This is a genomic window from Streptosporangium sp. NPDC004631 (genome assembly GCF_053601935.1).
Genome location: NZ_JBSGCR010000002.1, coordinates 31,696 through 48,085, shown reverse-complemented (window position 1 = coordinate 48,085; position 16,390 = coordinate 31,696). Strand labels below are relative to the sequence as shown.

Genomic DNA, 16,390 nt, shown 5'->3' with positions numbered 1-16,390 from the left:
GCCCTCATCCGCCGCCGATCAGGTGGGCGGCGGCGAGGTAGGCGGCCAGGAGGCTCTCGGCGACCGCCGCCACCGTCTCGTCACCCGGCAGGAACCCTGGGCTGTGCAGCCCCGACGAGGTGTCGGTGCCCACGAACAGCATCAGGGACGGCACGAGGGAGGTGAAGTAGGCGAAGTCGTCGGCTCCGCAGGAGCGCAGGGTGGCGGCCGAGTGGCGGGTCGCGCCGTTGAGCAGGCGGGCGGTCTCCTCGGCGAGGCGGGTGTCGTTGACGAGCACCGGCTCGCCGCGCACGATCCGCACCTCCGCCTCGCAGCCGTGGGCGCGGGCGACCCCGTCCGCGATCACGCCGAACCGGTCGTGGAGCTGGTCGCGCCAGGCCTCCGACATCGTGCGGAGCGTACCCCGGGCGACCGCCTCGGCCGGGGTGGCGTTGGGGGCGGTGCCCGCCGACACCGTCCCGAAGGTGACCACGGTCGGCGTCATCGGGTCGGCGTCACGGCTAACGAGCTGCTGCGCGGCCACGATGATCTGGGCGAGCGCCAGGACCGGGTCGCGGGAGAGCTGAGGGTAGGCCGCGTGGCCGCCCTGCCCCCGGACGATCAGCGTGAACTCGTCGGCGGAGGCGTTGACCGCGCCGGGGGTGCAGGCCGTCTGCCCGGCGGCGAGCACCGGCTGGACGTGCGCGGCGACCATCGCGGCCACCTGGTGGCGGCCCAGCGCGCCGGACTCGACGATGTCGAGGGCCCCTGAGGGGTAGGTCTCCTCGCGTGGTTGCAGCACCGCGACCATCGGGGCGGGCACGCCGTCCACCCGGTCGACCGCCCTGGCCAGCGCGACCAGCGCGGCCAGGTGCACATCGTGGCCGCAGGCGTGCATGACGCCGTTCCGCGCCGCCCAGGGAACGCCGGTCTCCTCCATGATCGGCAGGGCGTCCAGCTCGCCGCGGACCCCCACGGCGGGCCCGTCACCGCCGATGCGGAGAAGGGCGCCGGTCTCCGCCACCCGCTCGGACGCGGTGCCCTGGGGCAGCGCGTCCAGCACACGCTTGAGCGTCGGTTCCTCCCTGCCGGACACGTACGGCTCGGCGTGCAGCTCCCGCCGCAGGTCGTAGGCCGCGGGCAGCTCGACGCGGAGCGCGGCCCGGAGCCGTCTGTGGATGTCGTTCACACAATCCCCCTGAGCGTGTGGACGTGCCTGTCGTCAACGCCGATCTCTTCATAACGGTAAGGGCCGACGCGGTTCACTCGGCCTCTCCGAGGCCGTAGACACGACGGGCGTTCTGGGCGCCGACCATGGTGGCGACCCGTACCGCCTGGCTCTCGGTCCACTCCCCGTCCGCGACGAAGCCGGAGAGGACCCGGGTCATCGCGCGGCGCCAGAGCAGGGCGCCCAGGTGGTGCAGCTCCGCGGGGCCCCAGGCGTCCGAGGAGAAGAGAATCTTGGCGAACGGGGCCAGTTCCAGGCTCTCGGCCACGACGGCCACGCTGCGCGCCCCGGTGTAGCTCACTCCCAGGCCGACGTCGAAGTAGACGTTCGGATAGACCTGGGCGAGATAGCCGGCGTTGCGGTGGAACGGGTAGCAGTGCAGCAGGAGCAGGGGGACCGCCCGGGGCTCGGCCAGCTCGATGAGCCCCCGCAGCAGGAGCGGGTCGGAGCGGTGGAGGTCCACGTCGGGGTCGCCGTACCCGATGTGGAACTGCAGCGGCAGGCCGCGCTCGATCCCCTGCCAGATCAGGTGGCGCAGCAGCACGGGGTCGTCGACCCGGACCGTCCCGGTCCGCTCGACCGTGCGCAGCCAGCGGCCGGCCGCCGCCGTCACCTCGTTGGGGGTGGGCGGACGGGGGTCGAAGTCGAGCCCGTGGCGGTAGGCGACGATCGTCTTCAGGCCGCGTGCCGTACGGCTGCGCTGCCACAGGGCCGCCTCGAAGCGGGCGGCGAAGCCGGCGGCGTCGGTCCCGTCGGCGACGACCCGTTCGGCGACCGACTCCAGCCGGACGACCTCGTCGGCCGGGCGGCCGGTGACGGTGGACATCCGGCCGGGGCCGAGGATCCGCTCCCCCAGGTAGCCCGTCTCGACCAGGAAGTGACCGATCCCGCCGGCGGCGAGCAGGCGCCTGTTGACCTCCTCGGTGCCGAGTTCGGTACGGCGCGCGAGGTAGGTCTCGGGGTCCGGATGCGGGTCGAGGCCGAGCACGGGCGCGCAGTGCCGCAGGACGGCGAAGCCGACCTGGGAGTCGAACTGGGTCATCCAGCCGGGCACCGGCCGGTTGGACTCGGTGATCAGCTCCTCGAACTCCCGCCGGGACACGTCCTCGGCCAAGGCGCCGTGAACGTGGTGATCCACCAGCGGGATCGCCTCGATCGCCCGTGCCAGGGACCCGTCCCGACTCGGAGGCTCAAGGGATTCAGTGGACATCGGCCATCCTCCGGCAGCGCTCCGCGTCGTCCAGCCCGGCCAGCGTGTTCAGCTCGGCCCGTTTGACCGACAGGTAGGTGTGCAGCAGGTCGGGGGCGAGGAAACCGCCGACGACCTCGTCCCTCTCCAGTTCGTTCAGCGCCTCCTCCTGCGTCTTGGGCAGCGGCGGCACGACGACGAGGTCGGACTCGGTGGCCGACTCCGGCCAGACGACCGGCTCCGGGTAGCCTCGGCGGATCCCCTCCAGCCCCGCCCTGAGCAGGACGCCGAGCGCGAGCCAGGGGTTGGCGGTCGCGTCGGCGGCCCGGTATTCCAGGTTGAGCTGAGCTCCGGCGTCCGGGCCTGTCCCCGGGCAGATCCGGAGCATGGCCTCCCGGTTGCGCTCGGCGAGGAAGGCCCCGCCCGCGCTCCACCGGTGCGGGGTCAGGCGCAGGAACGACACCGGGCTCGCGGCCGTCACGGCGGTAACGGCCGGGGCGTGGCGCAGGATTCCGGCGGAGAACCCCGTCCCCAGCGCCGACAGCCCGCCCGGCCTGGACGGGTCGTGGAGCGCGGGGTTGCCGTCGGCGTCGTAGAACGACAGGTGGATGTGCACGCCGTTCCCGCTGCCCTCCAGGTTGGGGAGCGGGGCGAAACAGGCCCGCAGCCCGCGCCGCCGGGCGAGGTCGCGGACCAGTTCGCGCAGCAGTACAGCCCGGTCGGCGGCCACGCGGGCCTCGACCGGGCTGAGCGTGATCTCGTACTGCGCGTCGCCGTACTCCGGCAGCCAGGTCTCGGGGGCGAACCCGGCCTGTTCCAGGAGCGTCACCAGGTCGGTGCCGAACGGTTCGGCGGACCGGTACTTCTCGAAGGAGAACGACGGGCCCGAGGGCATGCCCGTCAGGGTGAACTCGTGTTCGAACGCGGCGATCACGGTGACGCCGAGTTCGGCGCCGAACTCCTCGACCGCCGAGGCCAGGAACCTCCGGGGACAGCACTGCCAGGGTGTTCCGTCGGGCAGCGTCTGGTCGGCCAGGTAGAGCCGCGTGCCCGGTATGTCGCCGTCCGCGGGGATGTCGACGCGGGTGGCGGGGTCGGGCATGAGCCGCAGGTCACCCGTGGAGCCGAACACGTTGTCGGCGATCGGCCCGAAGCAGGTGATGGCCAGGTCCGCGGGGACCCACCCGGTCCCGCCACGCAGCAGCGCCTCCTCACGCGAGGCGGGTACGGCACGGCCGCGGAACTGCGCGGCCAGGTCGCAGGTCGCCGTGAAGACGGTGGGCACTGCTGCGTTCATGGCGGGATTCTCCTGGTAGGGGGACAGGATCATGCCTGGGCCGCCTCCTTCTCGGCGGCGGCGATGGCGTCGGTCCTGGTCAGCTCGGCGGTGAGGCGTTCGCCGATCCGGCGGGCCAGTTGCGGCGCGACCAGCACGGTCGCCAGTCCCGCCAGGCACCAGGCGCCGGCGATCCACGGGAAGTAGTTGTACGGGCTGGTCTGTCCCACCGACTGCTGGTAGAAGACGAAGCAGAGGAAGCCGATGGCCAGCACCGGTATCACGATCTCATACCGGGGGATCCGCCCCCGGCCGGAGAGAATGAAGGCGATCACGCCCGCCCCGGCGACCGCGTAGGCCACCAGCAGGCAGAGCACGCCGAGCGTGGCGAACCAGTAGTAGGTGTCGAAGGCGGAGACGCCGGTGACGTTGAGGATCAGGTCGCCGATCAGGGCGACGGCCAGCGCGGCGCCCAGGGCGACGTTGGGGGTCCCGGAGCGCGGGTTGACCCGGGCGAGAGGCTTCGGGCCGAAGCCGTCCCTGGCGAGGGCGAACATGAGGCGGCTCGCCGCCGCACTGGAGCTGATCGCGGACGCGAACGCCGACGCCGCGGCGGTGAAGGCGATGACCAGCAGGAACCAGGTGCCGAGGTAGTTCTGCGCCAGGGCCGACAGCGAGGACTCGGCGCCGGCGAACGCGGCGACCCCCTTGGCGTCGGTGCCGAAGCCGATGGTCTGGGCGAACATCACGAAGATGTACAGGCCGCCGGTGAGCAGCACGCTTCCCACCAGGGCGCGCGGCACGTTACGCCGGGGGTCGGCGGTCTCCTCGCCCAGCGAGGCGCACGCCTCGAAGCCCGCCCAGGACAGGAACGCGAACACCAGGGCGGTCATCACCGCGCTCGCCGTGGTGCCGCCGAATCCGAACGCCGACAGGTCGAGCGTCTGCCCGGCGGGGGCGCTCCCGCTCCCGGTGCGGAAGACGATGACGGCGCTGAGCACCAGCATGCCGGCGATGCCGACGCCCTCGACGAGCAGCAGGGTCCTGGCGGTGATGCGGGACTCGCGGGAGTTCACCATCCAGACACCGGCGCACGCCACGGCCGCCACGACGGACCAGGGGATGTGCAGCGAGAAGCCGACCGCGGTGGCGAACGCCTCGATGAACACCGGGGTCGCCGCCAGCGTGCACACGGTGAAGAAGACGTAGGTTCCCACCAGCGCGAATCCGCCGAAGAACCCGGCCCGGGGCCCCAGGGTGACCCCGGCCAGGGCGTAGACCGATCCGGCGTGGTTGAAGTGGCGGGTCAGCCGTACGAACCCGTAGGCGACCAGCGCCACCCCGAACAGCCCGAGCACGAAGACCAGCGGCACGGCCTTGCCGACCTTGGTCACCACTCCGGCGCCGTTCAGGGCCATGGCGAGGGTGGGGCTCATCAGCCCGACGGACAGGGCCAGCGCCTCCCACAGGCGTAATTTGCGAGGCGGGCGCAGTTCTTCGGTCATGGCACCTCCTGGGGTGACAACGGCGCCGGTGACACAACCAGCACTTGTCGATGAAATTTAGCTTTCACCAAGACCGTTAACAAGAACTTGTGAAATTTTTATTGCAGATCTATCCGGACATGCCGGTCAGCCGAGCGTGACGTCGCCCACGATCTCCTCACACTGCCGCAGTCGTTCCTCACCGGCCTTCCCCAGCCGCACCGTCACCCCCGCGACCACCGTCTCCACCAGCGCGAGCGCCGGGACGAGACTGTCGAACGGGCTCGGCACCTCGACCCGGACGGAGATCACCAGATCCGCGATCTCCGACGCGGGAGAGAGCCACGGATCGGTGAAGAGCACCACCTTGGCCCCCCTGTCGTGCGCGCGGCGGGCGAACTCCACGATGTCACGCTGATAGCGGCGGTAGTCGAAGACCACGACGACATCGCGCCGCCCGATGTCCACCGAGAAGGCGGCCAGGCTCTCCGGCCGGGCGTCGAGCACGCGGGTACCCGGCCGCAGCTGCCGCAGATGCAGGTCGAGATATTCGGCGAGAAGGTGCGAGAACCGTCCCCCGATCGACGCGATCCGGCGGCCCGGGTCGGCCAGCAGGGCGACCACCGCCTCCAGCTCGGAGTCCGACAGCGCCGCGAAGGACTCGTCCAGCCGCTGCCGGAAGGTCGATCCGGCCGTCACCCGCAGCGAGTCCGGGCTCACCCCGTAGCCGAGCTGCTGGGCGAGCGTGAGCGGCGAGGCCCGCCGGGCCTCGATCTCGTCCCGCAGCGCCTGCTGGAACGCCCGGTATCCCCCGAAACCCAGCCGGGCCACGAACCTGACCACGGTCGGGGCGCTCACCCCCGCGCGTTCGGCCAGTCGCGCCGTGGTCTCCAGCCCGGCCGTGGGGTAGTTCGCCAGCAGGGTCCTGGCGATCAGCCGCTCCCCCGGCGAGGAGTCGGTCAGGCTGCGCCGTACCCGTTCCGCGACCGAGACGAAGACCTCCGCGCCGTCCCCGGACAGGTCGCCCCCCGCCTTCCTGCCGTCCTCATCGGTCATCGGAACCCCTCTCCGCCGTATCGGGTTGTCCAACCCCTCGTCCTGGCCGGCCAGCATGCCCGGCGAACGGGTCGACCACAAACGGAGGGGTTCCCGCCGGTTCTCCCATCCCGATCGGCCGGTTTCCGCGCCCGGGTCTCTCCTCCAGGGTCTCCCTTCCCCCCACCACCGCCCGCCCCGGGGCACACCCGCCGCCCACGGTGACGGTGACGCGAAATCGGATCCCGCCACACCCCGGACGGCCCCGCATTGAATATTGTCCGATCCATGAGCACTCACTATGACGTGGTAGTCCTCGGTGCGGGCCCCGGAGGATACGTGGCCGCGATCCGGGCCGCCCAGCTGGGGCTGAGCACCGCGATTGTCGAAGACCGTTACTGGGGCGGCGTCTGTCTCAACGTGGGATGCATCCCCTCCAAGGCGCTGCTGCGCAACGCCGAACTCGCCCACCTGTTCACCCGCGAGGCCAAGACGTTCGGCATCCGCGTCGAGGGCGAGGTCACCTTCGACTACGGCGAGGCGTTCAGGCGCAGCCGCAAGGTCGCCGACGGGCGCGTCAAGGGCGTGCACTACCTGATGAAGAAGAACGGCATCACCGAGTACGACGGGTGGGGAACGTTCGCCGACGCCGGCACCCTGCTGGTGACCGGCCGTGACGGCGGCGAGCGGACGGTGACGTTCGACCACTGCGTCATCGCGACGGGGGCGACCACGAGGTTGCTGCCGGGGACGTCGGTGACGGACCGGGTGGTGACGTACGAGGAGCAGATCCTGAGCGAGGAACTGCCCGAGAGCATCGTCATCGCGGGCGCGGGCGCGATCGGCGTCGAGTTCGCCTACATCCTGCACAACTACGGGGTCAAGGTGACGATCGTGGAGTTCCTCGACCGCGTCGTCCCGCTGGAGGACGAGGAGGTCTCGGCCGAGCTGGCACGGCGTTACAAGCGGCTCGGCATCGAGATCCTGACCTCGACCCGCGTGGAGTCCATCGACGACTCCGGCGACAGGGTCCGCGTGACGGTCTCGCGTGACGGGCGGCAGCAGGTTCTCGAAACCGACAGGGTGCTGCAGGCGATCGGCTTCCAGCCCAGAGTGGAGGGGTACGGGCTGGAGCGGACCGGGGTCGCCCTGACCGACCGGGGCGCCATCCGCGTCGACGGCCGGGGCCGTACGAACGTGCCGCACATCTTCGCCATCGGCGACGTGACCGCCAAGCTGATGCTCGCGCACGCCGCCGAGGCGATGGGGATCGTCGCGGCGGAGACCATCGCGGACGCCGAGACGATGGAGCTCGACTACGTGATGATCCCCCGGGCGACGTACTGCCAGCCCCAGATCGCCAGCTTCGGCTTCACCGAGGCCCAAGCCAGGGAGCTGGGCTTCGACGTGAAGGTGGCCAAGTTCCCGTTCAGCGCCAACGGCAAGGCCCACGGCCTGGGCGACATCACGGGGTTCGTCAAGATCCTGAGCGACGCCGAGCACGGCGAGCTGATCGGCGCCCACCTGATCGGCCCTGAGGTCACCGAGCTGCTGCCCGAGCTGACGCTGGCCCAGCAGTGGGATCTGACGGTCGCCGAGGTGGCGCGGAACGTGCACGCCCACCCCACGCTCGGTGAGGCGGTCAAGGAGGCGATCCACGGACTGGCGGGTCACATGATCAACATGTGAGGCGGGCCCTCCCGTGCGCGGCGGGCCTTCCCGCGCGTGAGAGGGCATTCCCGCGCGCGAGGCGGGCCTTCCACGCGGAGGCCGGAGCCGGCGACTCCCGAGGGGAGGCCGCCGGCGCCGGGCAGGGCGCCGCGTCCGTGCGGGGAGACCCGTGCCGGGCCCGGGATCAGCGGGCCGAGGTGTAGGAGGTCAGGGAGCGCTGGTTCACTCGGGCGACGGCGTTGTAGCAGACGACGTCACGGACGGTCGCGTTCAGCCCGCCGGTGCCCCAGAGGGTGAGCAGGTTGCAGTATTCCGGGCCGGGGCCGTAGGCGGTGACCTGGACGTGGTCGGGCAGGACTCCGACCGCCGGGAAGGTGATCAGGCGGAAGCCGGGACCGGCGGTCTGCACGGTGTTCAGGCCGCCCTGGGAGTTGTAGTTGACCGCCACCGGCAGCGGGGAGTAGGGGCCGGGGTTGGCCGGGTTGTTGTCGAAGGTGTAGGCGAAGTTCTTCGGCGGGACCGCCGCCCCGGTGATGGCCCGTTCGCGCTGGTAGGTCAGCGTCCAGCCGGTGTTGAGCGGGACGTTGAGAGCGTTGTGGCAGCGCACCTGGACCACCTGGGCGCCCGGCGCCGACGCCCATCCGCCCACCTTGCAGCGGGCCGGCTGCGTGGGGTTGAGCGCGGTCACCTGGACGCCGCCGGTCCGGCCCGTCGAGCCGAGGCCGGGCAGCGTGACCGTCCAGACCCCCGGGGGACCGGGGACGACGGTGTTGGGCGGGCCTCCGGCGGAGTTGAACTGCGTGGCGATCGTGACCCCGCTGTAGTGGACGTAGCCGAACCCCTGGGGCGCGGGCAGCACCCCGCTGCTCTGCTCGAAGACGACGGTGAAGGGGATGACCACCGGGGCCCCGCCGTACCGGTAGCAGCGCACCGCCACGAACTGGTCGGCGCCCGAAGGCCCCCACCACAGGGCCTGGCACCAGTGGGGACCGTCGGAGACGGCCGTGACGTGCACGACACCGCCGTTGGTCGCGATCTGCGGGAACCTCACCAGGGTCGGCCCGCCGAGCGGGGTCGCGACCGAGACGTTGAAGGCGGCCGGCCAGCTTCCCGCCTGGTGGGTGGGGTTGGGGACGCCGTTGGGGACGTCGACGTAGGCGAAGCCCCACCGGTTGGGGACCGCGGCCTGCGCGCTCGTGTTCACGGCGACGAGCCCGGCCGCGAGCATGAGGGCGACGCAGAGAGTCCTGACGATTACCTTCCGTAACTGACGCATGCCGTTCTCCATCGGCCGGGGGGTGGACCTCCAGACACAACCGCGCCGCCGACATGGCGAGCAGAGCGAAGTTGAGTTAAATGTCTGGTTTGCACACTTTCCTTGGCTCCCGTAATCGCACGCGAGAGGCGAGGGGACCGAACGGGCGGCCGTCCAACAACAGAGGGTTCGCGTTCGATTACTTTACGTCATGGTACGGCGTGGACACGGCCCGTCAACCCCTGAGACCCACGTGATTACGGCGAGTTCGGCGCCCCCTCCGAAACCACCGTGACCACCGGGCCACCGGGGACACGGGAGACGCCGGAGGCGCGGCGAGAGGGGGCGGCCCGGAGGGTGAGCCCGCCGGCCGCGTCCACCCGCCCGCGCCGGCGGGCCATCCATCCCGGGCGGGCGGGGGCGGCGACGAGGTCTTGTACGGCCGAGGGGCCGCTCACGGCAAGTCACCTCATGGTCACAGAATCATGCCTGGACACTCCAGGTATCCATCTATTTACTTTGTGTGACCACATCGGCACCACCAGACCCAGGAGAGAACATGCGTCACAGCAGGCTCACGACCATCGCCATGGCCGCCCTGATCGGCTGCGCCGGTCTGACGACGGTCGCCGCGGCCGGCCCGGCCGCCGCCTCCGCCCCCCTGCCCTCCGCGGCCGACTTCAGCGGCTACCAGATCGTCAAGCTGCCCAACGCCAACGTGCCCAACTTCACCCGGCGCGTCGTCCGCTGCCCCGGCGGCAAGCGGGCCATCGGAGGGGGCGCCGAGGCCCAGGGCAACCGCGCGATCCTGGTCGGCTCCTTCCCCACCGACGACGGGGCCGGTTGGATCGGCCTCGGCCGCCAGGACGGCTACAACGACGTCGGCATCAGCGTCTACGTGATCTGCGCCAACGTCGGCTAGCCACGCCCGCGTCCTCCCTGGCCGAACGCCCCGGGGCCCGGCCAGGGTCTCCCCCGGTGACCGGGCAGGATTTCCCCGGTGACCGGGCCGGGTCTCACGCCTGTGACCGCCGGCGGGGGGCCTGTCTCAGCTGGAGGTCTTCGAGAAGGGCCTGCGTCGCGGCGGCGACGACGTCCACGGCCCGCTCGAAAGCCTCGGCGTTGCGCGTGGACGGAGCCCGGAACCCGGAGACCTTACGGACGTACTGCAGCGCGGCGGCCCGCACATCCTCGTCGGTCACGTCGCTGGCGTAGGGCTCCCGAAGGGTTTTGATACTCCGGCACATGGGAGGGACCCTACGCCACCCCGCCGACAGAACCGGGGCACCGGGAGCGCGCCCCCCAGGCGTCACGTTCCGGGTTCGCCGGGCGTCGTCCCGGCCCGACTCCGCGCGAGGCGTCGTCGCCCTTCCCTCCCTGCGCCGAGCCGGAACACGCGACGTCAGGGTTCGGCCGGCGGCCCGGTCCGGGCGAAGGCCGACAGCAGCTCGGCGAGCCGGAGGCGGTAGCGGTCAACGTTGCCCAGCTTGACGTGTTCGTAGCCTCGCACGAGCTCCGGCAGTTCGGCGATCTCGACGGCCGCGGGATGGTTGCCGGCGGTCAGCTCGTCGAGCAGACGGTCGACCACGTCACGGTACTCGGTGATCAGGGCGCGCTCGACCCGGCGGACCGCCGCGTGTCCGAAGGGGTCGAACACCGTGCCCCGTAGCCGCCGCATCCCCCGCAGGACACGGTACGCCGGGCGGAACCACGGCCCCAGAGTGATCTTCCGGCGCATCCCCAGAGTCCGCAGGATCGGCGGGTGCAGCTTCCACGAGTAACTCGCGCCCGGCCCGAACCGGGTGGTGATGTCCGCGGCGACGGCCGGATCCAGGGCCAGCCTGGCGACCTCGTACTCGTCCTTGTAGGCCATCAGCCTGTACAGGTTACGCGCGACGACCTCGGCGAGCGCGGTGGAGCCGGGCAGCAGGGCCGCCTCGCGCGCCCGCACCCGCTCGACCACTCCGGCGTAGTCGGCGGCGTACCGGGCGTCGGCGTAACCGGCGAGGTCGGGGACCCTGATCGCGACCAGCCGGGTCAGTTCGGAGTCCGGCTCCGCGGCGACCAGGCGCAGTATCCGACCGACGCCCTCCGGCGGCGGGGGTGGCGTGCCCGGTCCGGGTGAGCGCAGCCGGGCCCGGGTCTCGGCGAGCGCCTCGGGGGAGGCGACGGTCTGCCGCCCCCACCGGAACGCCTGCCGGTTCGCCTCCACCGCCGCTCCGTTGAGTCCGATCGCCTCCTCGATGGCCTCGACCGGCAGGGGGATCGCCCCGGCCTGGTAGGCGGCACCGACGAGCAGCATGTTGGCGTACTGGCTGTCGCCGAGGAGTTCCTCCGACAGCGCTCCGGCGTCGACGAACACGCTCTCGGCGGCGCGACCGGCGGCACGGAGCCGATCGAGGACGCCGTCGGGATCGGGAAAGCCGACGTCGGGGTTGACGACCATCTCACCGGTCGGCACCTGCGCCGTCGAGGCCACCGTGACGGTACGCCCCGGGTGGGCCACGGCGAGGTTCTTCGGATCGGCCGCCACCAGAAGGTCGCAGCCGAGGTAGAGGTCGGCCTCGCCGGCGGCGAGCTTGCCGGCCGCCTCCCTGGGGGCAGCGCTGATCTTGAGGTCGGAGACGACCGCGCCCCCCTTCTGGGCCATGCCCGTCTGGTCCAGGGCGCGTACGTGGCGTCCGGCGATCAGGGCCGCCGTCGCCAGCACCTGGGCGACCGTGACCACTCCGGTGCCGCCCACGCCGGTGATCCGCATGGCGAAGTCCTCATCGCCGACGATCCGCGGTGGGGTGGGCTGCTCGTCGGCCGCGATGTCCGGCGCCTGCGGGCGCCGGGGACCGCCGCGGCCCGGCCGCACGACCAGGAAGGAGGGACAGTCCCCTTCGAGGCAGGAGTAGTCGACGTTGCAGGAGGACTGGTGGATTCGGGTCTTGCGCCCGAACTCGGTCTGAACGGGCTGCACGGACAGGCAGTTCGACTTCCAGGCGCAGTCGCCGCAGCCCTCGCAGAGCCGCTCGTTGATCACCACCCTCGTCGGCGGGGCCGGAAGCGTGCCGCGCTTGCGCTTGCGACGCTTCTCCGCGGCGCACTCCTGGTCGTGGATCAGCACGGTCACGCCTTCCACCCCGGCGAGAACCCGCTGCGCCTCGTCGATGCGGTCGCGGTGCCAGACCTCCGTGCCGACGGGAAAGTCGGCCTTCCCGTACCGTTTCGGATCGTCGGTGGTGACGATGACGCGCCGTACGCCCTCGGTGGTCAGGAGCCGGGTGAGGTCGGGGACGGACAGCGCGCCGACCGCGCGCTGTCCGCCGGTCATGGCCACCGCGGAGTTGTGGAGCAGCCGGTAGGTGATCGAGACTCCCGCCGCGACGGCGGCTCGGACGGCCAGGCTTCCCGAATGGTGGAAGGTGCCGTCGCCGATGTTCTGCACCAGGTGCGCGCTGTCGACGAACGGGGCCATGCCGATCCACTGGGTTCCCTCCCCGCCCATCTGGGTCAGTCCGAGCACGTCTCCGACCTGCCCGGGATCCATGAGCAGGACCATGGCGTGGCAGCCGATGCCGCCGCCGATGAGGGAGCCCTCCGGGGGCTTGGTCGAGGTGTTGTGGGGGCAGCCGGAACAGAAGTACGGAGTGCGGGTCAGCAACGGGAGCGGCGGACGTGACCGGCCCCCGGGGGGACGTCGTCGCTCCCGCCATGCCCGGACGGAGGGAAAGTCTCCGTGGGCCGCCAGCCGTCCGGCGAGTGCCGCGGCGATGACGTCGACGTCCAGCTCGCCGTCGAGGGCCAGCAGGGGCCTGCCGTCCGGTCCGGTCTTGCCGTGGACGGCCGGCGCCCCCGGCACCCCGTACAGCACCTCCTTCAGCTGTGTCTCAAGGAACGCCCGCTTCTCCTCGACCACCACGATCTCCCGCAGTCCGGCGGCGAACTCCCGTGTGATCTCCGGCTCCAGCGGCCAGACCATGCCGACCTTGAGCAGCCGGATGCCGCGTGCGGCCGGCTCGGCGTCGTCGAGGCCGAGGGCGCGCAACGCCTGCCGCAGGTCGAGGTAGCTCTTTCCGGCGGCGACGATCCCGATCCGGGCGTCCGGCGCGGAACGGGTGATCCGGTTGAGGCCGTTGAGCCGGGCGTAGCGGCGGGCGATCTCCATCCGGGCGCGGTAGAGGTCCCGTTCGAGCGACGCCAGCCACGGCGGCAGCAGGAAACCGGTCACGGTGTGCCGGTACGGACGCCCGTCGATCTCGATATCCGGCTGCGACGGGTTGACCAGGTCAGGTGTGACGCGCACGGTGCACGCCCCGTCGGCGACCGCGGTGGCGATCTTCAGCCCGACCCAGAGACCGCTTGCCCTCGACAGCGCGACCCCGTGCAGGCCGAGTTCGAGGACCTCCTGAGAGTCGCCCGGTGAGAGCGTGGGCATCCCTAGGTCGGCGAGGGCCGGTTCGGAGGACGACGGCACACTGGACGACTTCGCCCCGCCGTCGTCGCCGACGACGGCGAGCGCTCCGCCCAGGGGGGAGGTGCCCGCCAGGTTGGCGTGCCGCAACGCGTCGGACGCGCGGTCCAGCCCCGGCGCCTTCCCGTACCAGATACCGACCACGCCGTCGTACCGGAAACCCTCGACCGACGCCGCGAGCTGGCTGCCCGCGACCGACGTGGCCGCCAGTTCCTCGTTCAGGCCGGGTTGGAAGACGACGTTGTGCTCGCGCAGCAGGTCGATGTGGCGTGCGAGTTCGAGATCGTAGCCGGACAGGGGGGAGCCCTCGTACCCGCTGATGAACGTGGCGGTGTTCCGGCCGGCTCGCGCGTCCAGCCGTGCCTGCTCAAGCGGGAGCCGGGCGAGCGCCTGGATACCGGTCAGGTGTACCAGCCCGTCCAGTAGCCTGTACCTGTCGGTGAGCGCGACCGTTCTCGGACCGGTCACGGTGTCCTCCAGACCGCGACCTGGGCCGCGCCCGCCGACCGCGCGGCGGCCAGTCGCTCCCGGACGATCGCGTCGGCCGCGACCACGGTCGAGACCCCGCGCCGGTTCGACTCCTCGACGACCCGGGTGGCCAGGTGGTAGATGCCCCGGATCCGCTTCTCACGTTCCGCCCGGGAGTGGCCGAGCAGTTCCTCCTCAAGGAAGACGAGTCCGCCGGCGTTGGCGAGATAGTCGGGCACGTAGACGACGCCGAGGTCCCGCAGCCTCTCCGCGAGCCGATCGTGGCTGAGCACGTTGTTGGCCGCGCCGGCGACGACCCTGCACCTCAGCCCTGACAGCGTCGTCTCGTTGACGACCCCGCCGAACGCGCACGGAGCGTAGACGTCGCACGACACCGACGCGACATCGGCCACGTCGACGACCTCAGCGCCAAGCTCCTCGGCCAGTGCCGCCGCCCTCGTCTCGTCGACGTCGGCGATCAGGAGTCTCGCGCCCTCGGCGGAGAGCAGGCGTGCGAGCGCGCCGCCGACGTGCCCGACCCCCTGGACCGCCACGCGGACACCGGACAGGACGTCGGTGCCGAACGCCGCGCGCACGCCGGCCCTGATCGCCTCCAGCACGCCGAGGGCGGTCTGCGGGGACGGGTCCTCTCCGTCGCAGGACACGGTCGCGACCTCGTGGGCGAGGACGTCCATGTCGGCCTGATCCGTGCCGATGTCGATGCCGGGGATGTAGCGGCCGCCCAGGGTCTGGATGAGCCGGCCGTGCGCCCGCAGCAGCGCCTCGGTCTTCTGGGTCCGAGGATCCCCTATGATCACGCTCTTGCCCCCGCCGAGGTGCAGTCCGGCCACGGCCGCCTTGAAGGTCATGCCGCGTGCCAGCCGCAGGCAGTCCTCCAGCGCCGCGTCCTCACTGTCGTACGGGTGCATCCGAACGCCGCCGAGGGCGGGGCCGAGCGAGGTGTCGTGGATGACGATGATCGAGCGCAGCCCGGTCTCCTCGTCGTGGCCGAACACCACCTGCTCGTACCCGGACCCGGCCATTCTGCCGAACACACTCATCGCGGATCTCCTTTCAGTCTCCTTGCGGCGTCGACGATCGCGCGGGCCCGCTGGACGAGCGGTCCGTCGATCATCTGTCCGTCGTCGACGATGACGCCCTCCCCGGCGGCCTCGTAGGCGCGGATGATCCGTTCGGCCCGCTCGGCCTCCGCGGCCGACGGCCCGAAGGCCGCCTGGGCGAGGGGGACCTGGGCGGGGTGAAGGCAGAGCTTGCCCGCGTAGCCGATCGCGCGGCCCACCGCCGCGTCCCGGCGGAACCGTTCGGTGTCGTAGATCTCGACCACCGCCTGGTCGAGGGCGACGACATTCGCCAGGCGCGCGGCCAGCGCGACACGGGACCGGGCGTAGAGCACCTCGGTCGACGCCGGGGTCCTCCGCCCGCCCATGTCGGTGACGAAGTCCTCGGCACCGAAGTAGCACGCGACGACCGGGCCCACGAGCAGCCGCTCCACTCGCGCCACACCGGCCGCGGTCTCGATTCCGGCGATCACCGGCAGCCCCGGGATACGGGCCAGCCGGCCGGGCGACTCCAGCTTGGGCAGGACGACGCCGGCCAGGCCGTCCGGCAGCGCGGCGAGATCGTCCTCGAAGAAGGGGGAGCCCGCGGGGTTGACCCTCAGATAGACGGGCAGCGCCGGAGCCACCGCGGCGAGCTCCGCCGTCAGGTCGCGCGCGTTCTCCCGGGCGAGCGGTTTCGCCGCGGCCGGCACGCTGTCCTCAAGGTCGATGACCACCGCGTCCGGCGCGCTCCTGGGCAGTTTTCTCAGCACCTCGGCCCGGTGGCCGGGGGCGAAGAGCACCGCCGGAGCCGGGCGGGCGCTCACGGTCTCCTCCGCATCAGGGCGACGCGGCGTGCGAGGCACACGACCTCGCCCCGCTGGTTGATCCCACGGTGGTCGACCGTCATCAGCCCGGCGTCCGGACGTGACCTGGATTCCCGCAGTGCGACGATCTCGCTCTCCGCGCGGATCGTGTCGCCGTGGAACACCGGCTTCGGGAAGTCGATCCTCTCGAACCCCAGATTGGCGATGGTCGTGCCGAGGGTGAGCTCGGGGACGGACAGGCCCACGACCAGCCCCAGGGTGAACAGCGAGTTGACCAGCCGCCGGCCGAACTCGCTCGCCCCGGCGAACTCCGCGTCCAGGTGCAGCGGCTGCGGGTTCATGGTCATGCACGTGAACAGCGTGTTGTCCGCCTCGGTCACCGTCCGCGTGGTGGCGTGCGGGATGATCTGGCCGACGGCCAGCTCCTCGTACGGCATTCCTGACATCTACGACGACCTCCG

At 71.6% G+C, this 16,390-nt stretch carries 14 protein-coding genes; 2 read left to right on the top strand and 12 right to left on the bottom strand.

Translation table 11 applies throughout. From position 1 onward, the window contains the following. Positions 1 to 4 precede the first annotated feature (4 nt). The 5 genes from ACWEF2_RS01905 to ACWEF2_RS01885 form a co-directional block, all read right to left on the bottom strand. The gene (locus ACWEF2_RS01905; protein ID WP_453811121.1) at positions 5 to 1,168 is read right to left on the bottom strand and encodes a M20 metallopeptidase family protein; all 1,164 of its coding nucleotides are present in this window, start codon (positions 1,166 to 1,168) and stop codon (positions 5 to 7) included. Positions 1,169 to 1,241: 73 nt separating this feature from the next. Next, positions 1,242 to 2,417 carry an amidohydrolase family protein gene (locus tag ACWEF2_RS01900; protein WP_453811120.1) on the bottom strand — a complete coding sequence of 392 codons (1,176 nt, stop codon included), beginning with the start codon at positions 2,415 to 2,417 and terminating at the stop codon, positions 1,242 to 1,244. Then, complete coding sequence (locus ACWEF2_RS01895) at positions 2,407 to 3,726, bottom strand: glutamine synthetase family protein (protein ID WP_453811119.1); 1,320 nt, start codon at positions 3,724 to 3,726, stop codon at positions 2,407 to 2,409. Before ACWEF2_RS01895 ends, ACWEF2_RS01900 begins: the two co-directional genes overlap by 11 nt. Then, positions 3,723 to 5,177 carry an APC family permease gene (locus ACWEF2_RS01890; RefSeq protein ID WP_453811118.1) on the bottom strand — a complete coding sequence of 485 codons (1,455 nt, stop codon included), beginning with the start codon at positions 5,175 to 5,177 and terminating at the stop codon, positions 3,723 to 3,725. Before ACWEF2_RS01890 ends, ACWEF2_RS01895 begins: the two co-directional genes overlap by 4 nt. Positions 5,178 to 5,303: 126 nt before the next feature. Continuing rightward, a complete protein-coding gene (locus ACWEF2_RS01885; RefSeq protein ID WP_453811117.1) occupies positions 5,304 to 6,212 on the bottom strand; it encodes a MurR/RpiR family transcriptional regulator in 909 nt (302 codons plus the stop codon). 267 nt (positions 6,213 to 6,479) lie between these two features. On the opposite strand from ACWEF2_RS01885, the gene lpdA reads away from it, so the two are divergent. Then, positions 6,480 to 7,880, top strand: coding sequence for a dihydrolipoyl dehydrogenase (lpdA, locus tag ACWEF2_RS01880; protein ID WP_453811116.1), 1,401 nt, complete (start codon positions 6,480 to 6,482; stop codon positions 7,878 to 7,880). A 166-nt stretch (positions 7,881 to 8,046) separates the two neighbouring features. On the opposite strand, the gene ACWEF2_RS01875 is transcribed toward lpdA, so the two are convergent. Together ACWEF2_RS01875 and ACWEF2_RS01870 are read right to left on the bottom strand one after the other, a co-directional pair. Beyond that, a complete protein-coding gene (locus ACWEF2_RS01875) occupies positions 8,047 to 9,138 on the bottom strand; it encodes a hypothetical protein (RefSeq protein WP_453811115.1) in 1,092 nt (363 codons plus the stop codon). Between the two features lie 236 nt (positions 9,139 to 9,374). After that, entirely contained in the window at positions 9,375 to 9,575 is a 201-nt protein-coding gene (locus tag ACWEF2_RS01870; protein WP_453811114.1) for a hypothetical protein, read from the bottom strand. Positions 9,576 to 9,676: 101 nt separating this feature from the next. Between ACWEF2_RS01870 and ACWEF2_RS01865 the strand changes: the two genes are divergently transcribed. Then, complete coding sequence (locus ACWEF2_RS01865; RefSeq protein ID WP_453811113.1) at positions 9,677 to 10,039, top strand: hypothetical protein; 363 nt, start codon at positions 9,677 to 9,679, stop codon at positions 10,037 to 10,039. Between the two features lie 94 nt (positions 10,040 to 10,133). Here the strand turns inward: ACWEF2_RS01865 and ACWEF2_RS01860 are convergent, their stop codons facing one another. The 5 genes from ACWEF2_RS01860 to ACWEF2_RS01840 all read right to left on the bottom strand — a co-directional run bounded on the left by ACWEF2_RS01860 (position 10,134) and on the right by ACWEF2_RS01840 (position 16,375). Beyond that, positions 10,134 to 10,364 (bottom strand): DUF2277 domain-containing protein, encoded by a 231-nt coding sequence (locus ACWEF2_RS01860; protein ID WP_453811112.1) that lies wholly within the window; start codon positions 10,362 to 10,364, stop codon positions 10,134 to 10,136. 155 nt (positions 10,365 to 10,519) lie between these two features. Continuing rightward, positions 10,520 to 14,044, bottom strand: coding sequence for an indolepyruvate ferredoxin oxidoreductase family protein (locus ACWEF2_RS01855; RefSeq protein WP_453811111.1), 3,525 nt, complete (start codon positions 14,042 to 14,044; stop codon positions 10,520 to 10,522). After that, positions 14,041 to 15,105, bottom strand: a complete 1,065-nt coding sequence (locus ACWEF2_RS01850; RefSeq protein ID WP_453811110.1) for a Glu/Leu/Phe/Val family dehydrogenase — start codon at positions 15,103 to 15,105, stop codon at positions 14,041 to 14,043. The genes ACWEF2_RS01855 and ACWEF2_RS01850 overlap by 4 nt, the downstream gene beginning before the upstream one ends. After that, positions 15,102 to 15,929: an HpcH/HpaI aldolase/citrate lyase family protein gene (locus ACWEF2_RS01845; protein WP_453811109.1), complete on the bottom strand. Its 828-nt coding sequence runs from the start codon at positions 15,927 to 15,929 to the stop codon at positions 15,102 to 15,104. The genes ACWEF2_RS01850 and ACWEF2_RS01845 overlap by 4 nt, the downstream gene beginning before the upstream one ends. Continuing rightward, positions 15,926 to 16,375, bottom strand: a complete 450-nt coding sequence (locus ACWEF2_RS01840) for a MaoC family dehydratase (protein WP_453811108.1) — start codon at positions 16,373 to 16,375, stop codon at positions 15,926 to 15,928. Before ACWEF2_RS01840 ends, ACWEF2_RS01845 begins: the two co-directional genes overlap by 4 nt. Between the last annotated feature and the right edge of the window lie 15 nt (positions 16,376 to 16,390).